26 protein-coding genes are annotated in these 25,303 nt (G+C 45.0%); 3 read left to right on the forward strand and 23 right to left on the reverse strand.

What is annotated here, in order from left to right; translation table 11 throughout:
- Positions 1–401: 401 nt before the first annotated feature.
- From GB992_RS01595 to GB992_RS01620, 6 genes are all read right to left on the reverse strand, one after another.
- Positions 402–749 (reverse strand): DUF1831 domain-containing protein, encoded by a 348-nt coding sequence (locus tag GB992_RS01595; protein ID WP_161000951.1) that lies wholly within the window; start codon positions 747–749, stop codon positions 402–404.
- Positions 749–1,921: an IscS subfamily cysteine desulfurase gene (locus tag GB992_RS01600; protein ID WP_161000952.1), complete on the reverse strand. Its 1,173-nt coding sequence runs from the start codon at positions 1,919–1,921 to the stop codon at positions 749–751. Before GB992_RS01600 ends, GB992_RS01595 begins: the two co-directional genes overlap by 1 nt.
- 431 nt (positions 1,922–2,352) lie before the next feature.
- Entirely contained in the window at positions 2,353–3,048 is a 696-nt protein-coding gene (locus tag GB992_RS01605; RefSeq protein WP_161000953.1) for a 5'-methylthioadenosine/adenosylhomocysteine nucleosidase, read from the reverse strand.
- 95 nt (positions 3,049–3,143) lie between these two features.
- Positions 3,144–3,491 carry a hypothetical protein gene (locus GB992_RS01610; RefSeq protein ID WP_161000954.1) on the reverse strand — a complete coding sequence of 116 codons (348 nt, stop codon included), beginning with the start codon at positions 3,489–3,491 and terminating at the stop codon, positions 3,144–3,146.
- Between the two features lie 46 nt (positions 3,492–3,537).
- Positions 3,538–4,104, reverse strand: coding sequence for an NUDIX hydrolase (locus GB992_RS01615; RefSeq protein ID WP_161000955.1), 567 nt, complete (start codon positions 4,102–4,104; stop codon positions 3,538–3,540).
- Positions 4,101–4,346 (reverse strand): cold-shock protein, encoded by a 246-nt coding sequence (locus tag GB992_RS01620; protein ID WP_017262823.1) that lies wholly within the window; start codon positions 4,344–4,346, stop codon positions 4,101–4,103. Before GB992_RS01620 ends, GB992_RS01615 begins: the two co-directional genes overlap by 4 nt.
- A gap of 398 nt (positions 4,347–4,744) precedes the next feature.
- Here GB992_RS01620 and GB992_RS01625 point away from each other — a divergent pair, with 398 nt between their 5' ends.
- Positions 4,745–4,984 (forward strand): helix-turn-helix domain-containing protein, encoded by a 240-nt coding sequence (locus GB992_RS01625; RefSeq protein WP_161000956.1) that lies wholly within the window; start codon positions 4,745–4,747, stop codon positions 4,982–4,984.
- A gap of 75 nt (positions 4,985–5,059) precedes the next feature.
- Here GB992_RS01625 and GB992_RS01630 read toward each other — a convergent pair whose 3' ends face one another.
- The 17 genes from GB992_RS01630 to GB992_RS01710 all read right to left on the reverse strand — a co-directional run bounded on the left by GB992_RS01630 (position 5,060) and on the right by GB992_RS01710 (position 23,842).
- On the reverse strand, positions 5,060–5,344 hold the full coding sequence (locus GB992_RS01630) for a bacteriocin immunity family protein (protein WP_161000957.1): 285 nt from the start codon (positions 5,342–5,344) through the stop codon (positions 5,060–5,062).
- 322 nt (positions 5,345–5,666) lie between these two features.
- Entirely contained in the window at positions 5,667–8,456 is a 2,790-nt protein-coding gene (gene ileS, locus GB992_RS01635) for an isoleucine--tRNA ligase (RefSeq protein WP_161000958.1), read from the reverse strand.
- 369 nt (positions 8,457–8,825) lie between these two features.
- Positions 8,826–9,578 (reverse strand): DivIVA domain-containing protein, encoded by a 753-nt coding sequence (locus GB992_RS01640; RefSeq protein WP_161000959.1) that lies wholly within the window; start codon positions 9,576–9,578, stop codon positions 8,826–8,828.
- 67 nt (positions 9,579–9,645) lie between these two features.
- Positions 9,646–10,434 (reverse strand): YlmH family RNA-binding protein, encoded by a 789-nt coding sequence (locus tag GB992_RS01645; RefSeq protein WP_161000960.1) that lies wholly within the window; start codon positions 10,432–10,434, stop codon positions 9,646–9,648.
- Between the two features lie 9 nt (positions 10,435–10,443).
- Positions 10,444–10,713 carry a YggT family protein gene (locus GB992_RS01650; protein WP_161000961.1) on the reverse strand — a complete coding sequence of 90 codons (270 nt, stop codon included), beginning with the start codon at positions 10,711–10,713 and terminating at the stop codon, positions 10,444–10,446.
- Positions 10,714–10,748: 35 nt separating this feature from the next.
- Positions 10,749–11,177, reverse strand: coding sequence for a cell division protein SepF (locus GB992_RS01655; protein WP_161000962.1), 429 nt, complete (start codon positions 11,175–11,177; stop codon positions 10,749–10,751).
- 121 nt (positions 11,178–11,298) lie between these two features.
- The gene (gene ftsZ / locus GB992_RS01660; RefSeq protein ID WP_161000963.1) at positions 11,299–12,591 is read right to left on the reverse strand and encodes a cell division protein FtsZ; all 1,293 of its coding nucleotides are present in this window, start codon (positions 12,589–12,591) and stop codon (positions 11,299–11,301) included.
- A 19-nt stretch (positions 12,592–12,610) separates the two neighbouring features.
- Positions 12,611–13,945 carry a cell division protein FtsA gene (gene ftsA, locus GB992_RS01665; RefSeq protein ID WP_161000964.1) on the reverse strand — a complete coding sequence of 445 codons (1,335 nt, stop codon included), beginning with the start codon at positions 13,943–13,945 and terminating at the stop codon, positions 12,611–12,613.
- A gap of 234 nt (positions 13,946–14,179) precedes the next feature.
- Positions 14,180–15,172, reverse strand: a complete 993-nt coding sequence (locus GB992_RS11890; protein ID WP_161000965.1) for a cell division protein FtsQ/DivIB — start codon at positions 15,170–15,172, stop codon at positions 14,180–14,182.
- A 49-nt stretch (positions 15,173–15,221) separates the two neighbouring features.
- The gene (murG, locus tag GB992_RS01675) at positions 15,222–16,337 is read right to left on the reverse strand and encodes an undecaprenyldiphospho-muramoylpentapeptide beta-N-acetylglucosaminyltransferase (RefSeq protein ID WP_161000966.1); all 1,116 of its coding nucleotides are present in this window, start codon (positions 16,335–16,337) and stop codon (positions 15,222–15,224) included.
- A complete protein-coding gene (gene murD, locus GB992_RS01680) occupies positions 16,334–17,716 on the reverse strand; it encodes a UDP-N-acetylmuramoyl-L-alanine--D-glutamate ligase (protein WP_161000967.1) in 1,383 nt (460 codons plus the stop codon). The genes murG and murD overlap by 4 nt, the downstream gene beginning before the upstream one ends.
- A 136-nt stretch (positions 17,717–17,852) precedes the next feature.
- Positions 17,853–18,821, reverse strand: a complete 969-nt coding sequence (gene mraY / locus GB992_RS01685) for a phospho-N-acetylmuramoyl-pentapeptide-transferase (protein WP_161000968.1) — start codon at positions 18,819–18,821, stop codon at positions 17,853–17,855.
- A gap of 273 nt (positions 18,822–19,094) precedes the next feature.
- Positions 19,095–21,260, reverse strand: a complete 2,166-nt coding sequence (locus tag GB992_RS01690; protein ID WP_161000969.1) for a penicillin-binding transpeptidase domain-containing protein — start codon at positions 21,258–21,260, stop codon at positions 19,095–19,097.
- Positions 21,260–21,637, reverse strand: a complete 378-nt coding sequence (gene ftsL, locus GB992_RS01695) for a cell division protein FtsL (RefSeq protein ID WP_017262808.1) — start codon at positions 21,635–21,637, stop codon at positions 21,260–21,262. The genes GB992_RS01690 and ftsL overlap by 1 nt, the downstream gene beginning before the upstream one ends.
- An 82-nt stretch (positions 21,638–21,719) precedes the next feature.
- Positions 21,720–22,697: a 16S rRNA (cytosine(1402)-N(4))-methyltransferase RsmH gene (rsmH, locus tag GB992_RS01700; RefSeq protein ID WP_161000970.1), complete on the reverse strand. Its 978-nt coding sequence runs from the start codon at positions 22,695–22,697 to the stop codon at positions 21,720–21,722.
- Between the two features lie 63 nt (positions 22,698–22,760).
- Positions 22,761–23,192, reverse strand: coding sequence for a division/cell wall cluster transcriptional repressor MraZ (gene mraZ / locus GB992_RS01705; RefSeq protein WP_017262806.1), 432 nt, complete (start codon positions 23,190–23,192; stop codon positions 22,761–22,763).
- A 287-nt stretch (positions 23,193–23,479) separates the two neighbouring features.
- A complete protein-coding gene (locus tag GB992_RS01710) occupies positions 23,480–23,842 on the reverse strand; it encodes a DUF3397 family protein (RefSeq protein ID WP_161000971.1) in 363 nt (120 codons plus the stop codon).
- 124 nt (positions 23,843–23,966) lie between these two features.
- Here GB992_RS01710 and GB992_RS01715 point away from each other — a divergent pair, with 124 nt between their 5' ends.
- Both GB992_RS01715 and GB992_RS01720 read left to right on the forward strand, forming a co-directional pair.
- The gene (locus GB992_RS01715) at positions 23,967–24,923 is read left to right on the forward strand and encodes a magnesium transporter CorA family protein (RefSeq protein ID WP_161000972.1); all 957 of its coding nucleotides are present in this window, start codon (positions 23,967–23,969) and stop codon (positions 24,921–24,923) included.
- A gap of 109 nt (positions 24,924–25,032) precedes the next feature.
- Entirely contained in the window at positions 25,033–25,155 is a 123-nt protein-coding gene (locus tag GB992_RS01720) for a DUF4044 domain-containing protein (protein ID WP_017262803.1), read from the forward strand.
- Positions 25,156–25,303 lie beyond the last annotated feature (148 nt).

The raw sequence follows: 25,303 nt of genomic DNA on the forward strand, positions 1-25,303 counted from the left end.
GTCTTTGACCTCGACTTGAAACCTCAAAACCCACGAGTTTTCAAGCTCGTCCGTAACCTAAATTCGGATAGCCCACCGAATTAACGTTACTTTCACAGCTCTGTTTCAAAATTGACGCCCTTTCGCTACTTTTAGTTGCGATTTGGCATATTTTCATCAGATGTATCCGTCTAACTTGGCCTCGCTCATTTTGCATAACATGTCTAAACTTCAATATCTAAAAAAGAAGCTAAGACATCATGCCTCAACTCAATTTCTAATAAATTGCCGCAAACGCGGGACATTACACTGACTTTTGCTCATCTAACGCGAATAAGGCATTCATGGTCAAACACCCCATAAACGCCTTATTCGCGTTACCTGAGAAGGCCAAAACGTGTTATGTTATGTCCCACTCTCGTTTATTTTGTTTGAACTGCAATCACATGGCGCTCGATCAAGTTATCAATTTGATAACCATACTGTTCGACCAATTCATCATGATTAGCGTTGGTAAAGATGTTCACGTTACCTGTACCACTGGGATTGACGGTGCCCATTTTAAAACCGTTCAATTGTTTGTTGATCAACACGCGCAGTTTGATTGATTTAGCTAACCCAGCAGCCGGATCCAGTGGTCGTTCCAAACTGAAGCCACCAGCATTAGTTTCCATAAAACCAAGATCGCGCAACGTGTACTTCTTCAATTGATCACTGAGAGTAAAAATGCGGTCATCCCCAGGAACCTGAACTGTTTGTTCAAATGCCATTAGAGCCCCTTCCTTCCTGCCATTTGTGGTTGTAACCGAGCCGTCATTGCTGCCATCGCCTCAATAAAGGCATCCAGATCTGCCGTTGTCGTGTAACGGCCAAAGCTTAACCGAATCGACTGCATGACACGCGGGTTATCCTTGCCAAACATTGCGACTAGAACATGACTAGGATCTAAAGAGCCTGCCGTACATGCTGAACCAGCAGAGACCGCCACGCCAGCCAAATCAAGATTGGTGAGCGTAACATCGTTGGGAATTCCCTTAATCCACAGATTAATCACATGCTGCAGATTGTCCGACTTCAAACTGCCGTTCAGTTCGAAATCAACCTGAGCCTTTGTTAAGCCATCAATAACATACTGTTTAAATCCAGCATATTTTTCTTGACGATGTGCTTTTTCCGCAGGTGTCAAAGCTTTCACAGCCGTCGCAAAACCTGCGATGGCCGGAATATTCTCTGTGCCGGCACGTCGTTTGTCTTCTTGGTCGCCACCCTTTATGAAACTTGGGAATGATATCCCATCGCGACGATATAGAAAACCCATCTGTTTGGGTCCGTTGATTTTATGCGCTGAGGTCGACAACATATCGATATGATCACGTTTGACGTCGATGTCTAACAATCCAAAGGCCTGAACCGCATCCGTATGGAACCACGCCTGATGATCCTTCAACAACTCGCCAATTTCATGAATCGGCATCGTCGAACCAACTTCATTATTTCCTGTCATAATGGAAACTAAAATCGTATCGTCTGTTAACGCGGCCTTTAAGTCGGCCATGTTAATCTCACCTTGTTCGTTGACTGGCAGATAGACAATGTCATAACCGTTATCGCCAAGCCACGCCGCCGTTTTCATAATGGATTCGTGCTCAATCGCAGTCGTGATAATTCGCCGGCCAAGATTCTTGCGGGCAATAGCCGTTTGCATCCATGCCGTATTATTACTTTCCGTGCCACCAGCAGTAAACACAATCTCATCGTCATTCGCATTGATACTTTGTGCAATCACATGGCGCGCATCATCCAGCACCGACCGGGCCTTCCGACCAAACGCATGGACAGAACTGGCATTACCAAAGTCGTTTTTCATCTGGTCCATCATGGTTGCGACCACCTCGTCACTCATTGGCGTGGTGGCAGCGTTGTCTAAATAAATATGCTTCACAATCCTGCCTCCTGTTTTATTGCTTGAGTGATGCCGTGCTTCGGCATCACTCTTTTAAACGTGCACCTGACTTCTGAATCCTGTGCATAAGCCACAAGTCAAAGCATTCGGCAAACCACCGAATCATTCGCCTTGTTTCTTATTGCTCGGATTCACCCGAAGTAAGGCATCACTCTTCTTAAACGTGCACCTGTCGCTCAAGGCCCTGTGCACAACCCAAAGCTGTCACCCCACAAGCAAAGTGCGCTTGCACGCTGCCACCTTTACGTTGTTGCTCGGACCTTCCCGAGCTGCGGCATCACTCTTCCTAAACGTGCACCTGTCGCCCAGAAGCCTGCGCATAACCTGAAAGCCGCCTCATTCGGAAACTCACCGAATGCTTCGTCTTCCACGTTATTGCTCAGCTTCTCCCAGGGCTTCGGCATCACTCTTTATTTTGCTTCCCGCTCAAAAAAGTTTAGTAACATGTTGGCGGAACGTTTGCCGGCCTCGATGATAAATTCATCGAAAGAAACACCTGCATCACCGTTACCCGTGTCACTCATGGCACGGATGACCAAGTATGGCACATCGAATTGATGCGCCACTTGTCCCACAGCAGCACCTTCCATTTCACAACTTACCGCTTCAGGAAAATGTGTTTTGATGTCTTTAATGGTTTCATCACTCGCAACAAACGAATCACCTGTGACGATTAAACCACGTTTAACAGCTAAACCGGTAGCATCAGCTGCCTTAATGATTTCATCGGCCCATTTATCCGAGGCTTTAAATCGAGCTGGTTGTTGTGGCAGCTGACCATATACATAATCAAACGCCGTTGCATCAACGTCCCAGTACGCTGTTTCATCAGCGATAACAACGTCACCAACCGTCAATCCAGTACCGATACCACCAGCAGAACCACTATTAATGACAACGTCTACGTCAAAGTTCGTGATGAGCAATGCCGTTGTTAGACCGGCTTCAACCTTACCAATGCCTGAACGAACCAACACGACCTCACTACCGTTAATTTGACCGCTGAAAAAATCCACCTTGCCAACCGTGGTCGTTGTTTCACTGCTCAATTGTGCCTTTAATTCCTTGATTTCTTCATCCATGGCACACAAAATTCCAAATTTCATTCATTTTCTCCCTGTCGTTGATGTTTGGGCAACATGCCCATTACCTTCGCATTGCCGCCCAGCTTCTGAATCCGCGGTTGGGCATCAATCCGTCTTTAACCCACAAACCGCAAAATGAGATAGACAAGCACGATTAATATAACCAAAACAATGATGGCAATATTCAAACGATGCGCCAACCGTTTTTGTTTTTGCTCAGGAGTTAATGGCCCCGTTGCTTGCATTCGACTCGTTGGTTCATCACTAGGCTGGTTAGGTTCACCATCAAATGATGCGTTAGCCTCTGGTTCCGACGTAGATGATCGTCGTTGACGATGCAAACGACTCCGAGTTGGTTCATCTTCGCCTTCACTGTCTGGCTGACTCTCATAATCAGTCTGCTGAGCACTTTGTTGACGGTACTGCTCGCGCGTCAAATGATCCTTATTCTGATCGTCGTTCATATCTTCATCCCTCGCAAAAATATCTGCTACTTGTCTTTTGGGTACGCTAATCTTTTGGTTTAACTAGCCCAGCCTCTAACAATTGCCAGTAGTACACAGCGGTAATCGTCTTCTGATCTTTTAATTTGCCATCGTCCAACAATTGCTTGGTCTCTGCCAATGTGTATTCATGTAACACAATATTTTCATCAGCGTCCTGCGGCAATTCTGTTGTGACAGGTTTTAAACCGGTCACTAAATACAGCGTCATGTACTCATCCGTAAAACCAGCCGAAGTATAAAAACCGCAAACTTCATGAATTTCGCTTGCAGCGTAACGGGTTTCCTCGTTTAGTTCTCTGATTGCGGCAGCCTTCGCGTTGTCACGATCACGGTCGTCCAACTTACCGGCCGGAATTTCCAATGTCGTTTCAGCAACCGGTGCCCGCCATTGTTCTTCAAAAATGGCCTTACCATCCTCGGTAATGGCCAACATGGCGACCGCATCAGCATGGTGAACAACGTCGCGATGAGCCGTCTGTCCGTTTGGCAACATCACCGTTTGATTTTCAACATCGATAATTGCACCGTGGTATTTAGGTGCTACTGCTGTGACTTTCTCTTCGAAATTCATCCTTGGTCTGCCTCCGTCTCTGTCACACGTTTAACTTTCGCTGCCTGAGGTCCGCGAATACCCTCGACAACCACAAATTCGACATGGTCGCCAGGTGTCAATGTTTTATAACCTGACTCTTCAATTGCAGAAAAATGCACGAACACATCAGGATTGCCCTTCACAGCGATAAAACCAAACCCTTTTTCCTGGTCAAACGTCTTCACAACGCCATGTTCACGACCATCAGTAAATTTTGCCATTATGTTCTTCTTTCCAGTTAGACTTGATAATAAGTATATGAAAAATTCAGCATTTTTTCCACCTTCAGCGATATCAGATCACAAACTTAACGTTCAAACGAAAAACTTTGCAATTTTTTAATACATTTTCTTTAAAAGTGACTTAGAACCCTTCAAAACCCTACTAAAACAACATTATTAGTTAATTAATATTTGTGAAAAGGTTTTACTTATGTTATACACTGCCCTGTATAAAAGCCGACTTAGACCCTTTTTCATTGCAAGTACTTGCTTTGTTAAATCATTTATTTGGAAAACCAAGTGACGAAACAAGTTGCGTTTTTATCACACACTTGTATAATTTTCTTGTTTCTATAGATTCACAAGCACATCAACCACAATTATAGGAGGTGGCTAACTTGTTGGGAGTTTTATTAAAAGAACAGCGGCTTGGCAAGCACATGACGTTAAGGCAGTTGGCTGCAACGTTAAACGAACGCTATGGACTTAATTTATCAGCAGGCATGCTGTCTCGTTACGAGAACGGCACCAATGTTTCGACTGGTAACTTATTTTTCATTGCGGACTTTTTTGAAATTGACCTCACCGCATTCGCGAAGTCATTCGTTAAAAACCGCCGCGCTGAAATAGCTGATTAAGTGTTCTTTATAAAAAAATCGATTTCCTTGGAGATGATAACACCTTCAGGGAAATCGATTTTTTTGTTAACCAGACTACCGTTGTGTAGCCAGCAATACGTCAAAGCCACGTAACTGCCGAATCAATTCAACATTTAACCGTTGAACGCTACTTGGTACGTCAAATGCGTGGGTCAACGCATAACGACTTAACAAGCCTTGCAAATGCCGTAATCCGGTGCCATAATCGCCAGAATTTAAGCGCCCTCGCTGCTGTTGCAATAAGTGCGTCAATTCAGGACGATCTGCCACAGCCGGATCATCAAGCGCTGCTTGCATCTTGGCCAAAATAACCTGAATGGACTGAATACTCGTCGTCATGGTTTAAACCCCCTTCGTCACCGTGCTATCGAGCTCTTACCTCAATAACAACCTCAATCACTCTTTTACCGAAGCTATTGTAACACCTTAACTGTATTTTGCATGGTCAAACGACTTACACAATGTAAGTTATTAATTGGCAGGGCCGTTTGAATCCGAATCAAAAAATTCGTCCCTAAAAAGGATCACTTCAGTCTTTAAACTAAAAAGATTTCATTCCCAACCAAAACGGGAATGAAATCTTTTTTTATTAGGAATCATTTTCAGAAATAGCTTATCTGATTACCCAATCCTAACCATGCGAAGATCATTTACAAAAAGCCTACTTCTCTAATCCTTCAGTAACTGATTCAGGATATTCAGCACGAACAATCTTTGCACAACGGTCACATAAAGCCGGATAAGCATCGTCAGAACCAACGTCCTGCTTGATCATCCGGCATCGTTGACAAACATCACCGGTGGCATGGCTGACCACAACCGCAACATCTTCGTACTTGTCAGCCGTTTCTGGTGCCTCTGACAACGGGTGAACCTGAAGTTGAGACACAATGAGCAGCTGGGCCACGTTACTGTGTAAGTGTTCGAGCATCTCAGCATTATGATCACTCACATACAGATCCAGCGCAGCTTCCATTGGACGGCCAATCAGCTTAGCATCACGCGCCTCTTCAAGTGACTTCAGGACGTCGGAACGTAACGTCATAAAGTCCGCCCAGCGACCGATCAGAGCCTCATTTTGCCATTCAGGTTCTACGTTTGGCATTTCTGCTAATTGCGCAAATTCTGGTTTTTCATGCAAAAATGGCCAGATTTCTTCAGCCGTATGTGGCAATAGTGGCGTCATCAAGGTCGTCATCCGAACCAACACTTGATAAAGCACTGTTTGCATGCTCCGCCGCGTCTTTGAATCTGCTGCATCGATATACAAAATATCCTTGGCAAAATCAAGGTAGAAAGCCGACAAATCATTGGTTACAAATGATAAGAGCAGTTTGTATAAATCAATGAAGTCATACTTCTCATAATCTGCGCGCACCTGTTCTACCAAGTCGTTCAACCGACTGAGCAGGTAACGATCCGCACCAGCCAAATCAGCGTAAGGTACCGTGTTCTTGGCAGGATCGAAGTCAGTTACGTTCGACAACATAAACCGCATTGTATTCCGTAACTTCCGGTAACTTTCGGAAATTTGCGTGAAGCTTTCCATTGATACCCGCACGTCAGCAGATGAGTCAACAGATGCGACCCACAAACGGAGAATTTCAGCACCCATCTTTTTAATGATTTCGTCAGGTGCAATCGTATTTCCGATCGACTTGCTCATCTTCTTGCCGTTCTTGTCCAATGTAAACCCTTGGCTCATAACAGCTTTATACGGCGCCTTACCAGAAACCGCGACAGACGTAATTAAACTGGAGTTGAACCAGCCACGATACTGGTCTGATCCCTCAAGGTAGAGGTCAGCAGGATACGTCAATTCAGGACGTGCTGCCAACACAGCTTGGTGACTGGAACCAGAATCAAACCAAACATCCATAATGTCAGTTTCCTTCGTAAACTGGCCATTTGGCGAATGTTCAGAGGTAAAGTCATCAGGCAATAATTCTTTGGCATCATGTTCGAACCAGTAGTTGGAACCATGTTTGGCAAAAAGATCAGCAACATGATCAATTGTTTCTGGTGTCATGATTGGCGTGCCGTCTTCCGCGTAGAAAATCGGCAGTGGAACACCCCAGGCCCGCTGACGTGAGATAACCCAGTCGCCACGATCCTTGATCATGTTATACAGACGACGTTTGCCCCAATCTGGGTAGAATTTCACATCATCTAAAGCATCCAAAATGTCTTGTCTGAAGGCAGAAACACTGGCAAACCATTGTGGTGTTGCCCGGAAAATGATTGGCTTCTTCGTCCGCCAGTCGAATGGGTAACTATGCGTATATGGCATGTACTTAAGTAACAGGTTCTTTTCCTTCAGTTTGTCCAAACTGATTTTGTTAGCATCTTCGTAGAAGACACCCTCAAAGCCAGGTGCATCGGCAGTCATCTTCCCTTGACCATCAACTGGTGAAAAGACAGGCAGGCCGTACTTAGTTCCGACATTGAAGTCATCTTCCCCAAAACCAGGTGCTGTGTGGACCAATCCAGTCCCAGCGTCCAGTGTTACAAAGTTACCGTTCATGACCGGTAAATCACGATCATAATATGGGTGATGAGCAGTCATCTTCTCAAGTTGGGCACCCTTCAAGGTTTGCAACGTCTTAACGTCTTCCCAACCAAGTGTCTCAGAAACCGAACTGAGTAATTGTTCAGCAACGACAAACTTACGTGTTTCACCCTTTGGCTGTACAACGGCGTAATCAAATCCAGCATCAACCGTAATCCCCTCTGAAGCTGGAATTGTCCATGGCGTGGTTGTCCATACAACGAAGTAAGTGTTGTCATCTAATAAACCGTGCCCATCCTTCACTTGTTCAGCAAAGAATGCCGATGGCGATTCAACGTCCTTATAATCAACTTCGGCCTCAGCTAAAGCAGATTCTGAGGACCATGACCAGTAAACTGGTTTCTGTCCACGGAAAATGTAGCCCTTCTTCACGAACTCAGCGAAGACACGGACTTGGGCGGCTTCATATTCAGGCTGTAAGGTAATGTATGGGTGATCCCAATCACCAGCTACACCTAAACGTTTGAAACCATTCCGTTGCTTGTCAATTTCTTTAAGCACAAATTTACGACAAAGCTCACGAAATTCGGCGGTCGACATTGACTTACGATCAACACCTTGGTTCGTCAGTGCCTGTTCGGTTGGCAAGCCATGCGTATCCCAACCAGGAACGTACGGTGCGCGATAACCACTCATCGACTTGTAGCGAACAATAAAGTCTTTGCTGATTTTATTCATCGCATGGCCGATATGAATGTCACCATTAGCATATGGCGGGCCATCATGGAGTACAAACGTTGGTTTCCCTTCATTTAATTTTTGACGCTGTTCATACACTTTATTTTCAGCCCAAACGGCTTGACGTTGAGCTTCCGTAACGGGTAAATTGCCCCGCATCGGAAAACCTGTTTTATTCAGGTTCAAGGTCTCTTTAATGCGCATTTAATCGTCCTCCTTAGTTAATTTAAAATCATGGTTAACAGCTGGCACCACCAGAAAGACATCAAATAAAAAAACTCGTCCTGTATCTAATCAGGACGAGTTTATCGTGGTACCACCTAAGTTTGAGTTCAGCTGTAGCCATTGAAAAGTCAATCATCGACACAATGCGACGATGGCTTTAACAATTAGCCAAACTCCTTATTTCCGGATAGCGGACGGCGCCGGTTGCTCTTACTACCAGTGACGGCGTTCAGAACAGCATTACCTAAAATGATAACTTAAACGACGGTGCCGGCTAAACTCTCACCATAATGTCAGCTCGCTGTTCGGACGCCGATTAAGCATTGTTTTTAGTGTTCAAATGAATAATTATTTAGTTGGGTCGTCTGATGCTGACGTAGATTCAGCGTCACGCGTTACTGATTGCGCCTCACTTGCGTTACTGCCAGTACCACTATTTTCAGGGAAGATCACAACCGTTTGTGGTTGATCAGCAGTTACTGGTGAATTATCGCTGGTTGGTGCTGGTGATGTTTGACCAACGGTTGCTGGTGACGATGCCAAATGTGATGGCCGCGTCTTCGAAATAGCATCCTGCAATTCAGGATAACTTTCTAATCCAGTTGGCTGCAATAACTCATTCCAATTGTCCGAATGAACAAGATCCAATTGTGATTGCAACATAGCGGCCAAACGTGATTGGAACGTCTTCGTTTCTTCACGTAAAGCGTTACTTTCGTTGTTCAAACGAGCAGCGTTATTAGCTGCATCAGAAGTAATCTGACCAGCCTTAGCCTGAGCTTCAGCCACAACGGCCTGAGCCTGTTGTTGAGCCTCACGAGAAACACTGTTAGCTTGAGTATTAGCTTCCTGCTTAACTTTGTCAGCAGCCTCTTGTGCAACCAAAATCGATTGATTCAATGAATTCTTCATTTCATCGTATTGACTCAAGTTATGGTTGGCTTTATCAAGTTGATCCTGCAAGTCTTTATTTTGGTTCAAAACTTGTTGATAACTGGCGATAACTTCATCTAAGAAATCATCGACTTCCTGAGCGGCGTAACCATTACGCCCCTTGCGTGTAAACTCTTTATTGTGAATATCCATTGGACTTAATGCCATAGTGACTTCCTCCATCCGAAACGAAATCCGTAATTAACTTACGTTTTCATACACTCCTAAGCATAAATTAACTACGCACGACTGACAAGTCGATTTTTATTTTATCTTTACGAGTTTTACCATTTACGGCATCTAACCGTACCCGACCAAAGTGACGCACTGAAATCATGTCGCCAGCACCAAGCGCTGCATCGGGATGTTGATTTGTCATCCAATTTAGCCGCACATCACCATTTTCGATAATGCTTTTAACACGGTTGCGGGACAAATTGAAGCCCTCAGCGACGACTGCATCGAGTCGCAGCGAAGCAACCAGACCAGACGCCTGCTCCCAATCAATCTTGGGTAAAACCACATCGGTCAATGCCCGCTCGCTGAGGTGAACCTTGATCTTACCGATGTGGTCAACTTGAAGCTTAAAAAACGAAGCCATATTTTCAGCAACAAACACCTGCCAGATACCATTATCCGAAACAATATCGCCGAAAATCGTTGAATCAATACCCAAATTGGCAAGTGTGCCTAAAATTTGTGAATGATGCAACTCCGCGAACTTGGTTGGATAAACGATTTCAAATAATTGTAACTCAAAATCGGTCGTCTGTGGCACATAATAATCAGGATAAACGAGCGCCCGCTGTTGCTCTGCCGATGAGTACCCACCATTAAAGTGAACCCGAACGCCATCCTGACCATTAACCAACGTCTGCAAAATATACATTTGGCGTGGATTGAGAAAACCGGTTAAATACGGTCGATACTGACTAACTGCAGTCGCAATCCATGTTTCTGCCTCTGTAATGAACGGGGCTTCTTCAGGTCGGAAATGTTGATTAATATTCTCCTGAACATCCATAGTTTACTCCTAAAAACTCGTAACCGTCGACAATACGCCAAACAATCCGTATTGTACTAAACCCAGCACGATAATTGCGACGACCGGTGCAAAACTTAAACCAAAGATTGGGGGAATGAAATCAAAAAGTCGTAGATAAGGTTCACAGATTCTTGCTAAAAACTGCCCAAATGATGTCGCATAGGCACCGGGAAACCACGATAACAACACGTAAACAATGATTGCAAACGTGTATAACTCAAAACCCCAGTTAAGGATGGTAAATAAAAAACTAATCACTTACGTTTCTCCATTCGCGACGGTTCCATTGTAGCTTACTTAAAAGCCGAAGAATCCTGATCAAATCGAGAACTCAGATCACCAGAAACTTCGAAATTATTGGGCGTGCACAGAAAAATCGTATCGCCGACCCGCTTTATTTCTCCACTAATGGCAAACACTGTTCCTGTCAAAAAATCAACGATCCGTTTGCTGGACTGATCATCTAACTTATCAAAGTTAATGATTACCGCCTGATTTTCTAATAATTGTTGCGCAATTCCCTTCACGTCAGAATAAATCCGGGGTTCAAACAACGCAATATGATTGGTTGACGCACTTCGGCTACTCATGTCCACAACCTTAGCTGGACGACGACCATTGACAGAAGACGGCGAACTCACCGTCTTATCGGCCGTTTGCTGTTGCGTCGGTTGATTATCAAGTTCATCAGTACCAAAGAAATTACTAAAGCTAAATGCCATGTTCATCCCCTCTAACAATAAAGTCACTCAATGCATGAGTGACCTGAAGTTACCATTAAATTAACGATTTTTACAGCAGACCGCAAGTGTTTTGACTTGAACTTTACCTAAATAGCAAGGTTTAGTCTTTATTACGATTCCGACGACGGCGTAAGAATGGTGGTAAGTCTAACCCATCATCTTCGCTTTGATCATCGCTACCACTGCTTTCTGAGCTTGCAGCAGAAGCATTGAAGACGTCAAAATCTGGTTTTTCAACACCGGCAAACTCACTGCTGTCAGCCTGTTGACTAACTGGACGGTTGTTTGTCGTTGGTTGCTGACGGATGTCCCAGTTACCAAACGGATCGTTGTTAACGGGTGCCGCTTCGCTCGGCGCTGCTGAACCAGCAGAACCAGCTGGCGTACTGTCAAATGGCGTACGACCAGTCTTATTTTCCTGGCGTGTACCGGCCTTTTTATGATCAATACCAGTGGCGATAACAGTGACCCGCACTTCATCGCCCAAGTTTTCATCAATTGACGTCCCAAAAATAATGTTAACGTCGGTGGTTGCGGCCTGTGCCACGATGTCTGAAGCTGTTTGCGCTTCAAACAAGGATAAGTCTGGGCCACCGGTGATGTTAAGCAAGACTTGTTGAGCACCATCAATAGCAACTTCCAGAAGTGGCGATGAAATGGCCGCTTTAGTAGCATCAGCAGTCCGGTTTTCACCAGAAGCTGAGCCAATGCCCATCAGTGCTGTCCCTTGATCCTGCATCACTGTCTTAACATCGGCAAAGTCCAAGTTAACGTAACCAGGTGAAGTGATCAGGTCTGAAATACCCTGAACACCTTGACGAAGCACGTTATCAGCTTCTTTAAAGGCATCCATCATTGGTGTCTTCTTATCAACCATTTCCAACAATCTGTTGTTGGCGATGATGATCAGTGTATCAACGTTTTCCTTTAAATTGGCAATCCCTTCAGCAGCAAAACGGCCACGACGAGGTCCTTCAAAGGTAAATGGCCGAGTTACAACACCAACCGTTAAAGCACCCTGTTCCTTAGCAATCCGAGCAACGACAGGTGCGGCACCATTCCCAGTACCACCACCCATACCAGCGGTGACAAAAATCATGTCAGCGCCAGCGAGGGCTTCTGCTAAGGCATCTTCACTTTCTTCGGCAGCCTTTTGACCAACCTCTGGATTAGAACCGGCACCCAACCCACGAGTGAGTTTTGGTCCTAATTGAATCTTCGTTGCGGCATTACTTGCGTTCAATGCCTGTAGGTCAGTGTTAGCCACGATAAAGTCAACACCGGCCACTTCTTCATCGATCATTCGATTGACAGCGTTACTACCCCCGCCACCAACACCGATGACCTTAATTTTTGCGCCAATTGGTTGGCTCTGGTCCACTGCGTTTTCCATTTATGGTTCCTCCAAATACTTAATCAAAGAAGTTGCGGATAAAATCACCAACACGGTTCGTGCGGGATTTCTTTTCCTTTGGCGCCTTAGGTTTTGCTGACGGTTGTTGACTCGCTTCATTAGCAACCTGCTGACGTTGTGTGCGTCCATCGGATACCGGTGCCTGACTTGTCTGGGCCACAAATTCGCCCATCAATGCATCCTTCACTAAGCGGCGAGTTTCTGACTGACGACCACTATACGTAATCAAGGATAAAGCAGTCGCATTTTGCGGATGCCGTAACCCCATTTGTTCAGGAACGTAAATCCGCACGTTAACACCCAAAATGTCCTCAGCCAGTTCAACGATTCCAGGCAAGGCAGCAACGCCACCCGTCAAGACCACACCACCTGGTAATTCTAACGCGGAAACCTCATCTAATGAAGCCCGAATCGTTTCAAATATTTGTTGTAATCGAGCCTCAATAATTTCTGCCAAATACTCTTCGCTAACTTGAACAGGTTTATTTTGACCAACGACAGTCACTGGAAATTGATTTTTATCACTAGCATCCTCGGTGTTGGCAAAACCATAATCCCGCTTAATCTTTTCAGCATCTGCCAGTGAAGTGTTTAACACGACTGAAATATCTTTGGTGATGTAGTTACCACCTTCTTGATCAACGGTCGTGTATTTTAACTTGTGATCATGAATAACCGCAGCAGTGGTCTGTCCACCACCAAGATCAATGATCACTGTACCAAAATCTTGTTCACCGTCGTTCAACACGGTTTGGCCCAAAGCAACGGGTGTAACCGTGACATCTGCAACATGCAAGCCGGCTTGTTCAACAGCCTTTTTGGCATTGTGCACAATGGTCTTAGGACCTGTATACATGGTGCCATGCATTTCCAGACGAACACCCATCATGCCACGGGGATCCTGAATGTCGTCGAATCCATCAACCACAAACTCGTCTGCTGTAATTGAAATTATCTCACGTTCAGGTGGTAAGCTTTGCAAAAGCGCCGCATTCGTCACGTTCTGAACATCGCGATCTGTAATTTCACGGGTCTGGTTGCCTTCTGAAACGGCTACCATGCCACTTGCCGGTTCGATTTTGAGTTGATTAGCCGGAATGCCTAAAATCACAGAGTCAATGTGAACGTTAGCCTTTTGCTCAGCTTGTTCAATCGCTGCGTGAATCGCACCTGCAGCCTGGTCAATATCAACAATCACGCCACGGCTAAGACCGCGTGACGGTTGCGTGCCAGCGCCAATTACATTCATTTCACCATTATTGCTTTCTGCAACAATGACCTTAATCGCGGTGGTTCCAATGTCTAGCCCAACGAAAATTTCCGCATTATCCATCCTACCGGAACCTCCCATTTACTTTTTTTGTTTCATGAAGTTTAGTCCATTTTAAGTTTCGTATTTTTGCAGTTACATGGCGAATCACAGCGTTTTCGCTCCGACACCAATTAATTAAAAGTTTACCATACTTAGACGCTCTTTCGCACCCGGATTTAAAAAAACGCCGCATAAGAACGGCGTTTTAAACAATTTTTTCTATTCTGGCAAAATCATGACTAAATTGTCGTCAATTTAGTGCGAACTTTGTTGATTGACGGCACTGCTAGCCGCATTTCCGGTCGTTGTGGTCACACCGCCAGTCGTGGTGCTTTGCGAGCTCGAGTTGCCGCTGTCACTACTTGAAATGGCACTGTCATCGAATCCAAATGGATAAGAATAGGCGCCAACCTCGAGATTAATGATTCCCTTACCGTCCATCTGGGCAACAATCTCCGTATAATATTTCATTTTTGAGCCAAATGTGGCGGCTGTCGCATAAACCTCATTGCCATCGTTCATGAACATATGAAGGCGTTCGGGATTACTCTTCGTCGGTGACAAATCAATCTGTGAAATACCTCGTTTGATATCACTACTTAATCCAGCATACTGTTTGATCACGGTTGCAAACGTATCATCGTGACTAAAACCACTGTACACAGGGTAGCCAGCTACCGGCCGAGATAAGGCAGTTGATAAGATCCGTCCATTTTCAATGACAACGTAATACTTCCCCTTACGCAACAAATAGCCTGCTTGGCGATACTCTTCTGCATTCAGCTTAACACCGCGGAACCCATCACGTGAGATTGTCAAATGATGAATCATATCGTTGTTCGCCTTAGCAGTGTTAAAAATTTTCTGTTGATGCCCCCAAACAGTCCACAACGGCTGGCCGACCTGCAGTCCGCTTGCACGAACAATTTGTGTGCCAGTCAAATTACGGGTTGCAGGCGCATTAATCTTACTAAGTGAAAACAATGGCGACCCAATAATTGCAAGCATCACAATCACGGTCATAAACCCGCCGGTCATCACATTGCGTCGGTGACGATTCTGCGCATCGGGACGTGGTGGCTTAGGCAACGATTTTTTAATCGGTTTGGGTACTTTTTTGGAACCTTTATCGCTCTTTTGTGATTCACCCTTCACGACACTGATTGTTCGTTTTTTCTTGCGCCAGGGAAACCACCGATGGCGGGGCGGTCGTTTGTTCAATTCAACACGGTTAGCGATGGCCGCCACCTCCTCTTTTGTTCAATCTGTAAACGTTAAAAGCACCTACTTAAACGACTTACTTTTGGCGTGTCAGCTTAATGACCGCCGCCAATAATTGATCAGCCGCATCAGGCACACCCATCTTTTTAGCGGCAACCGCCATCTGCTGACGCTTGTCATCATCCTTCATCAACTGATCCACGACACTCATTAAATGATCGACCGTCAAACTATCCTCGGTAATCATTTCCGCAGCACCGACATTGACCAAGCTATGGGCGTTCTTGGTTTGATGATCATTAGTAACGTAAGGACTCGGAATTAAAATTGAGGGAATCCCTAACGCCGTGATTTCAGCCAGACTGGTGGCTCCGGCCCGGCCAACGATGGCGGCGACGCGTGGCAACACCTCTGGCATGTTGCTGATGTAAGGCTTCACAACAACATTGGCTGCTGGTGTGATGTCATCTTTCTTCATTTGCGCCATAACGTCGTCATAACGCTTTTGACCCGTTACGAACACAACCTGATAGTGCCGATCATTAAATTTAGGAATTGCTTGTTCACTCACTGCATTGATCTTTAATGCACCCTGACTGCCCCCGAAAATAAGCAAAGTTGGCACATCGTTCTGTAAGCCATAACTATCCCACTGAAAGTCACTATGCATTTGAGCTACTTGCTGTGCTCGCGGATTACCTGTAAAAATCACCTTTTTGCCAGGAAATTGACTTCGAGCATCTTCAAACGCAATGGCAATTTGATCAACGAAATGTGACAAGAACTTGTTTGTCACACCGACCACTGAATTTTGCTCATGAATTAACGTTGGAATATGCATACGACTTGCCGCATATAAAACTGCAGAACTCACGTAACCACCAGTGCCAACCACAACATCCGGCTGAAAATCCTTGATGATTTTGCGTGCATCACGAACACCGCGCAAAAACAAATTTACCGTTTTAATGTTAGTCGTCAGTCCGTGCCAATTCAGTTTGCGAGAAAAACCTTGTAGTTTAATCGTTTCAAACGGAATCCCGCGGGCAGGCACAATTTTACTTTCCAAGCCACGGTGCGTGCCGACGTAACAAACCTTCGCCGTTGGATCCTTGGCGACCAAGTCATCAATAAGCGCTAATGCCGGATAAATATGACCACCGGTACCACCGCCAGATACCATTAACCTCATGCCTGTTGCTCCTTTTCTCCACTAAGTTGTTCAACTGCTTTAATGAATTTATCGCCCCGTACTTCAAAACTAGGGAATTGATCCCAAGAAGCATTGGCTGGCGACAGTAACACAACATCCCCTGGTTGACTCAACTTGTAAGCTTCGGGAACCGCTGCAACCGCATCATCGGCAAAGTGAATTTCGGTAATACCAGCCTTTTTAGCTGCATCAGCTAGCAGGTCCTTTGTTTGACCAAACAACACAACAGCTTTAACGTGCGCTTTCAAATCGTCAACCAACCGATCAAATGTAAAGCCACGGTCCAAACCACCAGCCATCAACACAACGGGCTGTTTAAAACCACGTAAGGCCATTTGCGTAGCTTCAATGTCAGTTGCTTTTGAATCGTTGTAGAATTTGCGATCCTTGTACGTTAATACATATTGCAAACGGTGCCGCACGCCATTGAAATGACTTAGGGTGGTGGCAATCGCTGCGTTACTTTGACCAGCCACTTTAGCGGCTGCTAAGGCAGCTAAAGCATTTTCAACATTTTGAATTCCGGGTACGTTAATTTGGTCAACCGGTAAGATAGCTTCACCCCGCCACATTAATTGACCATCTGCAACATAAGCGTCTGCATCAGCTGCGCCCTTTCGGGAAACCTTAATGATCTGTGCCTTGGATTGCTTTGCCAGTTCATGTTGTTCAGGCAGATCCCAATTCATCACCAAAAAGTCATCGGCCGTTTGGTTCATCGTGATCCGCATTTTTGCAGCTACATAGGCTTCACGGCTGCCATGCCAGTCAATATGAGCCGTGTACATGTTTGTGATCACAGCAATGTGTGGGTGCAACGTTTTAATACCCGTTAACATGAAGCTGGACAGTTCAGTCACCATCACATCATCCTTAGTCAGGGTTTGGACAACTTGGCTAGCTGGCACACCAATGTTACCGGCAAATTTAGCCTTTCCCACTGGACGATCTTGATTCAACATTTCGGTAATCATTGTGGTAACGGTCGTTTTGCCGTTAGTCCCGGTCACGCCAATAAGCTCTGCGTCGTTAACTTGGGCAGCTAACTCTACCTCTGTGATAATTGGAATATTGCGCGATTGAGCAGCTTGAATCAGTGAATTTGAATAAGGAATTCCTGGATTTTTAACAATCAGACTAAAGTCTTCGTCCAGCAACGAAACCGGATTACTCCCCGTGACTACTTTGATGCCATCATTAACCAGTTCCTTAGCATCTGGGTTTTCATCAAACGGTTTAGCATCATTAGCTGTGACAAACGCACCTAGTTTTTTGAGCAACCGGGCCGCATTCACCCCACTCTTAGCTAATCCTAAAACCAATACCTTCTGATTCTTATATGTTGTTACCTGCTTCACACTAATCGCCCTTTTCTCTTCTATATTAGTTTAACCATACCACGATGCCGATCACGACGGGATACCCCTTAACATGATCGGCACAAAAACTTATATGTACTGCGGAGGTTTCCGCATTTAAATAACAAAACGATGTTTACCACATTGCCCATACACCAGTTGCGGCAAACACGGCACCGATTGCCCAAAAAGTAAGATCGATCCGCCACTCACCCCATCCGTCTAATTCAAACTGGTGATGAATCGGCGTCATCTTAAATAACCGTTTGCCATGAGTAATGTGGAAATAGCTCACTTGAATCATGACTGTTGCTGTCTCAATGACAAACACGCCGCCGACCCATAACAAGGATAATTCGTGGTGAAGCAGCAATGACACAGCTGCCAATGCGCCACCAAGTGCCAACGACCCCATGTCACCCATGAAAATCTTGGCAGGCTTATGATTCCAAATCAAGAAGGCAGCCAACGCACCAACCACCGTCAAACAGAAAACCATTACGCCATATTGACGCTGATGTTGCGCGATAATGCCATAGGCCAGAAAAGCAATGATTGACAGCCCTGTTGCCAAACCGTCCAAACCGTCCGTTAAGTTAACGGCGTTTGAAAAGCCAATCAACCAAATAATGGCAAACAAGACATAGCCGACGCCTAAAGGAACGTCACCAATGAATGGGACGCGAAGACTCATTGAAAAGCCTTCATAAGAGAACACAATGATGAAAACAATGGCCCCAACAATCTGACCAAGCATTTTTTGCCAGGCCTTTAACCCGTCGTTTTGACGGTTAAACACCTTAATAGAATCATCCCACATCCCTAGTAATCCGTAGAATACTAACGTAAATAGAAGAATTCCAGCACTACCATTCAACACGTGTTGCCAAATGCCAACAATTAATGTTGCCACAACACTGGCAGTAATGAACATCAGGCCACCCATTGTCGGCGTGCCATTTTTCTTTTCATGCCAACTCAAGCCTTTTTCCCAAATCGTTTGGCCCTCGCCGTGTGCTCTGAAATAACGAATCAAAAATGGTAGAAAAATTGCGGCCACTGCAAACGCAATGATTAACGACCAAAGCCAAATACGAACTTGCATAACTCTACTTACCCCTTTAATTGTGCGGTTGTTAGAACAATCCGCTTTTAAATACACTGCTGAAGTTAAGGTCTTTACGTTGTTGCTCGGACCTTCCCGAGCTTCGGCATCACTCTTCTTAAACGTGCACCTGTCGCTCAAGGCCCTGTGCACAACCCAAAGCCGTCACCCCACAAGCAAAGTGCGCTTGCACGCTGCCACCTTTACGTTGTTGCTCGGACCTTCCCGAGCTTCGGCATCACTCTTTCATTTTACACGAAAACAATTGCGGTGTTACTTAAATTTCACAGTCACACCGGTTCCTTCCTGGATGGTGCGGCCAGCCGGCAAACTTTGACTTGTCACATACCCACTACCAGAAGTTTGCACAGACAATCCCGTTAGCTTGGCAAACTCAAGGACATCGCCCATTGACCAGCCCTTCATATCCGCCATCGTCAAATTGTCACCAGCGCGGAGGAAAATCCGCTGATTGGTCAGCGTCTTTTTACCCTCAGAAGGTGACTGCGCTGTGACTTTGCTACCATCACCAATCACTACCGGTGTCAGTGAAAGATCACTAACTTGCTGCTTAGCGTCATCAACGCTTGTGCCCACTAGCTTTGGCACCTTTGTGCTAGTTGCTTTTCCTGGTAATGCCGTATCCTTGTCCATCGCTAACGCTTCTGTCATGACGGGACTAAAGACATCGTTTTCCCACTGTGTAATCAGCTTGTCTGGCACCTTCTTAGGCTGATTAACGGTCACGTACATCAAGTAACGTGGATTCTTCGCAGGAACCATCCCCATCACAGAGTTCAAAGTTGAATCCATTCCATCCATGTATTGACCATTGTCACCAACCACTTGGGCCGTCCCAGTCTTGGCTGCCACTTTGTAGCCAGCAATCTTGAAGTCTTTCCCCATCCCATAGGATTTGTAAACATAGTCTGTCATGTGTTGACGCACCTTTTTGGCCGTTTCAGCACTAATTGGGTTGCCAACAACCTGCCGTTTACCGCGATAAACAACCTTGCCCGTATTGGGATCAACAATCTTGTTGATATAGTACGGCTTCAACATCTTCCCATTATTGGCAACAGCCGTGTACGCCTGCATAAGCTGCATTGGTGTCACGGTAATCCCTTGACCAAAAGCTGTGTTAGCCTGTTCGATTGGTTGCGTGAATTGCATGGCACCATGTGCTTCGTTTGGCAAACCACTGTTCGTTGATTTTAAGAAACCAAAATTCTGAATGTACTTTTTCCAAGTGCTGGCCCCCATTTGCTGTTCCAAATGAGCCATCGCCACGTTACTAGAAAGATCGAATCCCTTGGAATAAGTAATTGTGCCCCAACCGGCTGGGTTCCAGTCTGGGACCACCGCGTTACCGATCTTGTAACGACCAGATTGATAAGTGTCACTGCCTTTAAAGTTGCCAGAGTCAATTGACGCCGCTAAGGACATGCTCTTCATGGTCGAGCCGGGTTCATAAGGATCCGAAACCAGTAAGTCATTCCACTGGTCGCCCAGGCCCTGCATCGTTGACGCATTAAACGTCGGCCGTTGGGTAGCCGCCAAAATTTTTCCAGTCTTGGTATCAACCATCATGGCAACCATGTTTTTAGGCTGCAACTTGCTGTACAAAATCTGCATTTGATTTTCTAACAGGTTCTGCAAATCAGGATTCAGTGTCGTATACACATTGTCACCGTTCTTCACACTGCGTTTATTCCGCTGTGAATTGGGCAATGTGTAGCCTAATGAATCGTGCTTAATCTGCTTAACACCATTTTCACCAGATAACTGCCGGTTCAACTGCTGTTCAATCCCCATTTTGCCAATCAGTGAGCTAGCCCCGTTGGCCAAGGTGGTCGGCTGTGCGTAACCAATCATATGACTAGCAAAAATCCCGTTAGGATACAACCGTGCGCTTTGTGTCGTGAAGGCAATCCCATTTAGATTAGCTTTCTGAATCGCCTGTTTAGTTGCCACAGACAAGTTCTTACCAGCCGATCCAAACTCTACCTGGAAGGTGTTTTTATTACTAGGGTTTAGGATCTTTAAAATCTCACTGGAGCTCATGTTGAGCGTTTTGCTAAGTACCTTAGCCACTTTATCCTTGTCTGTTACATAAAGCGGTTTTCCCGTAGTTGAGACCTGATGTTTATTTAACACGGCATACACCGTGTACGTATTGGTGTCCATTGCAATTGGATTGCCGTCAGCGTCATAAATGGTCCCCCGCTTAGCGTGAATCGTTTGCTGTTCGGTGTACAGCGCCTGTGCTTGTTTGGACAAACTCACATGCTGTACATGTTTGCCAACTGCAATATAAACAAAACGAACGCCCAGCAGGATAAACACCGCAAGAATTGCAACAAGCAATACGTTACCGAAGTGACGTCTGTTTGAACGGGTGTTATCTGGACTGGACATTCGTTTGGAATCTTTATTCATTATTTACTGACATTCCTTATGTTTTGGCTGGTTAAGGTCAACCCATTTTTCTGTGCCACTGCGTCCAATCGAGAACGGCTGGACAACTCACTAATTTCCTGAGTCGCGGAAGCATTGGCATTATTGACCTTTGTCAACTGTGTTTGTGTCGTTTGTAAATTACGCTGTGCATTCGTAATCTCGATTTGAGAATGAATGATGTTCACGGCGAAACATACAACAACAATACCACAAATTATGCTCAATAGAATCTCGAATCCTGAAATTGGGAGCCGTTTCTGATGAACGGCTGGCTGTTCAACCGATTGGGGCTGACGGAGCGGTTTGGCAACACTAGGCTGCTCATATGGTTGTGACTGTGCTAAATTCTGTGCCATGTTAATCAACCTCCTTAACTATGTAAGTCTGGACGACAGACGATTTTTTAATGTAATAACAAACGACTAATTGACCTACCGACTACCTCAACAGTGACTGTTTTGAATCGGTATTTGTCTCATTACGCTCAATCACACGCAGCTTAGCGCTGTGCGCTCGACGGTTAACGGCTAACTCAGCCTCGCTGGCCTCAATCGGTTTACGCGTAATCAGGTGATAATCCGGTTGCATGTCTGCTGGAATCACTGGCAATCCTGCTGGTAATTCTGGCACCGTTGTTTGCTCCTTAAACATCGTTTTAACTAACCGATCTTCTAAGGACTGAAACGTAATGCAACTAATGCGGCCACCGGGATTCAAGAGTGCTAAGGCTTGCTCTAACGATGTTTCCAACGCACCCAATTCATCATTAACCGCAATCCGAATGGCCTGAAATGTCTTCTTTGCTGGATGACCGCCATGGCGGCGAGCCGCGGCTGGAATAGCGGATTTAACCAGGTCAGCTAGCTGAAGGGTTGTTTCAATCGGCGCTACCGCACGTTGTTGCTCAATTTTTCGGGCAATTTGTTTGGCAAACTTCTCTTCGCCATAGCGATATAGAATACGAACCAACTGTGCGTAATCCCATTCGTTAACGACTTGCATGGCGGACAAGTCCTGTTCCTGATTCATCCGCATATCTAGCGGTGCGTCCAACCTGTAACTAAAGCCACGCTGCGCGTCATCAAACTGTGGCGAACTCACGCCGAGATCGTATAACACGCCATCCACATGTTGAACGCCTCGTTCAGCAAGTTCCTGAGTAATATTTCGAAAATTAGCTTGAATCAAGGTTACCTGGTTGTTAGCAATTGCAGTTGCCAAATGTTGGCGATTGTATGCTAAGGCCGTTTCATCTTGATCAAAAGCATATAAATGACCGGTCGTTAATTCTGAAAGAATCTTTGCAGAATGACCACCGCCACCCAATGTGCAATCCACATAAATACCGTCGGGTTTCACGGCCAAACCTGCAACTGCTTCATTCAACAAAACAGTTACGTGATTAAATTCTGCCATGTCACCCCTCCTTTGCGTATCCTGTGTTAAAGCCATCGTGTTAAGTGCTCAATTATTTAAAAACTAAAAGTCAAAGTCGCCCATTGATTCCGAAATATCGTCGATGTTAGCTTCGGTTGACTCATTGTACTGTTGCCATGTGTCAGCGTCCCAAATTTCAAACCGGTCAGAAACCCCAACGATGACACAGGCTTTAGTCAGTTTTGCATGATTCCGTAACGGGGTCGGAATATTGATGCGGCCCTGTTTATCGAATTCACACTCTGTCGCGCCGGAAAACAAGAAACGAGAGAACGCACGTGCGTCACGTTTAGTTAACGATAATGTCTGGGTCTTTTCGACCAATGCAGACCATTCTGCTTCTGGATAGCCGAACAAACAGCCATCCATCCCACGAGTGACCATAAATTTTTCGCCCAGTTGATTACGAAACTTAGCCGGGATGATGAGACGACCTTTATCGTCAACATTGTGTTGAAATTCTCCGATAAACACGCTCGATCACCATCCCTTCCATTTTTTAAGTCAACTGACGCTGTGAAAATCAAATGAAAACGGTTTAACAACAGTTAAATCAATCATCCTTTTCGCTATAAAAAAGTCTACCACAATCCCCCACTATTCACCACGTACTTAGAAAAAATGTAGTAATTTTGTCACAGAACGTGGCTGCAAAAAAAACGAGCCGTGAAAGAATGCTATTTCAGCAGTCTTTCACGACTCTTTTTGATCACCTTTCCTAAAGTGGGGATTGGTGGTGGAAATATTCAAATACACGTCCTTTAGTGGTGAATAATGGCACCAATAATCGCTAAAATATAAATCACCAGCCATACTAAGTCACTCACACGCCAATAAATCAATAAAAATGTACGGTAGCGAACGAGTTGACGGCCACGAAAAGTTCGCCACACCACACCCACACCAATAATCAGCCACAGTGTCACGGCCCAAAGAAATAACGGCCGCACACTCACTGCAGATAACACGATGGCGCTCATTACAATTAACACTGGCAACAACACATCGAGTGGATGAATCCATGTCGGCCAATTATTTTTAGAAATCATTCGTAACACCGACAGAATGATGTACAGTAATATCAATGTTAGAATTTGAATTAATAGTTGATTTGTCCACCCCACTGCGGTCACCTCATTTCTTTTCAACAGTGTTAGTATACTGGTTTGAAATTTGACACGCAATTCGTGGATTCAGCGTGCTTTGCTTAATTACCAGTAACACGCTAACTTACCCCCGGAGGCTCCTATGATTGAATACTATGCAAATGATAAAAACGGTAATTTAATTCCGGTCAACGCGCCTCAACAAGACTGCTGGATCAACGTTGAACGCCCGACTCATGACGAAATCAGTCAACTGGCGCACCGCTATAATTTTCCAGAGACCTATATTAGCGCTATTTTAGATGATCGGGAAAATTCTCGAGTCGACGGCATTGATCCGCAACGCCCCGAACGACCGCTACATCTGTTACTTCAATTTCCGAAATATGAAGTGAGCCCGCTAGGCTACCTCAGTTTTACAACCTTTCCGTTTTCATTTATCCTCACAGATTCTGCCGTTATCACAGTATCTAAACAGCCAGCAACCTTCATTAACGATTTCATCATGAATCCTGATAACGCAACGATTCGGATCGCCGATCGACAAGATTTTATCCTCCGTTTCGGCTGGTACATCGCCCATTCGTTTGTTCACGCCCTGTCGCTCAGTGAACGGGAAACGACTAGTCTTGAACGTGAGCTGACCACGGCCACTCGTAATGAACAAATTTATAAAATTATGAAATTGCAAAAATCGCTCGTTTTATTCGATAGTGCGTTAAAAGACAATCGACCAATTTTAGATCAGATCTCGTCTGCACAAGATTATTTTAATGGCCCTCATTTTCACGAATTGCTGGCGCAAATTATGATTGAAACTGATCAGGCTCAGTCGATGACCATTATCCAAAATAATATTCTGGAACAGTACAGCAACATGGTTTCCTCCGTTGTTTCAAATAACTTAAACGAAGTCATGAAACTATTGACCTCTGTTACGCTGATCATGACCATTCCAACCATTGTCGGTGGCATTTACGGTATGAATGTCGACCTGCCATTTGCCCACCTTGCACATGCATTCTCACTAGTAATGGGCTTTACGATCATTGTCTGTGCGATTACTGCTTGGATTCTCAAACGTCACGACTGGTTTTAGCTTTTCACATCAACATTTTTGTTGCCCCCTTGTGCTTTTGTACGGAACACGGTAACATTAAGGATAAATTTTTAAGACAGTACAAACAATTAAGGAGACAGGTAAAGTTATGCAAGGTAAAAAGAAACGCAGTGGCTTCGAAAAACTCACAATGGTCGTCGTTTGGGTCATGATCATCCTTACGCTTGGTGGGGTTGTATTGGCAGCCTTGCAGCCACTTAACTTGTTCTAAATAGGTTAACAATTTAAAACAGTCCGTTTGAAATGTACAATGTGCATTTCAAACGGACTGTTTTGTTTTACCACTAAATCAATTAGTAATGATGTCGTTTTTGATTATCAATTGTGAGAACTCAAAAGTCGGTCCTTAACCAGATTTA

Origin of the sequence: Furfurilactobacillus milii, assembly GCF_009863985.1 — a bacterium.
In the GTDB taxonomy this organism is placed as follows: Bacteria; Bacillota; Bacilli; order Lactobacillales; family Lactobacillaceae; genus Furfurilactobacillus; species Furfurilactobacillus milii_A.

Bases quoted from the DNA above. Each gene is read 5' to 3' on its own strand.
- ftsL (WP_017262808.1), bottom strand. From the start codon at position 21,637: ATGGCACAGAATTTAGCACAGTCACAACCATATGAGCAGCCTAGTGTT.
- ileS (WP_161000958.1), bottom strand. From the start codon at position 8,456: ATGCGCATTAAAGAGACCTTGAACCTGAATAAAACAGGTTTTCCGATG.
- GB992_RS01610 (WP_161000954.1), bottom strand. From the start codon at position 3,491: ATGAACGACGATCAGAATAAGGATCATTTGACGCGCGAGCAGTACCGT.
- GB992_RS01605 (WP_161000953.1), bottom strand. From the start codon at position 3,048: ATGAAATTTGGAATTTTGTGTGCCATGGATGAAGAAATCAAGGAATTA.
- GB992_RS01715 (WP_161000972.1), top strand. From the start codon at position 23,967: ATGATTGAATACTATGCAAATGATAAAAACGGTAATTTAATTCCGGTC.
- GB992_RS01690 (WP_161000969.1), bottom strand. From the start codon at position 21,260: ATGAATAAAGATTCCAAACGAATGTCCAGTCCAGATAACACCCGTTCA.
- murG (WP_161000966.1), bottom strand. From the start codon at position 16,337: ATGAGGTTAATGGTATCTGGCGGTGGTACCGGTGGTCATATTTATCCG.
- GB992_RS01720 (WP_017262803.1), top strand. From the start codon at position 25,033: ATGCAAGGTAAAAAGAAACGCAGTGGCTTCGAAAAACTCACAATGGTC.
- ftsA (WP_161000964.1), bottom strand. From the start codon at position 13,945: ATGGATAATGCGGAAATTTTCGTTGGGCTAGACATTGGAACCACCGCG.
- mraY (WP_161000968.1), bottom strand. From the start codon at position 18,821: ATGCAAGTTCGTATTTGGCTTTGGTCGTTAATCATTGCGTTTGCAGTG.
- GB992_RS01620 (WP_017262823.1), bottom strand. From the start codon at position 4,346: ATGGCAAAATTTACTGATGGTCGTGAACATGGCGTTGTGAAGACGTTT.
- ftsZ (WP_161000963.1), bottom strand. From the start codon at position 12,591: ATGGAAAACGCAGTGGACCAGAGCCAACCAATTGGCGCAAAAATTAAG.
- GB992_RS01595 (WP_161000951.1), bottom strand. From the start codon at position 749: ATGGCATTTGAACAAACAGTTCAGGTTCCTGGGGATGACCGCATTTTT.
- GB992_RS01630 (WP_161000957.1), bottom strand. From the start codon at position 5,344: ATGACGACGAGTATTCAGTCCATTCAGGTTATTTTGGCCAAGATGCAA.
- GB992_RS01640 (WP_161000959.1), bottom strand. From the start codon at position 9,578: ATGGCATTAAGTCCAATGGATATTCACAATAAAGAGTTTACACGCAAG.
- rsmH (WP_161000970.1), bottom strand. From the start codon at position 22,697: ATGGCAGAATTTAATCACGTAACTGTTTTGTTGAATGAAGCAGTTGCA.
- GB992_RS01615 (WP_161000955.1), bottom strand. From the start codon at position 4,104: ATGAATTTCGAAGAGAAAGTCACAGCAGTAGCACCTAAATACCACGGT.
- GB992_RS01645 (WP_161000960.1), bottom strand. From the start codon at position 10,434: ATGGATGTTCAGGAGAATATTAATCAACATTTCCGACCTGAAGAAGCC.
- GB992_RS01655 (WP_161000962.1), bottom strand. From the start codon at position 11,177: ATGGCATTTAGCTTTAGTAATTTCTTTGGTACTGATGAACTTGATAAT.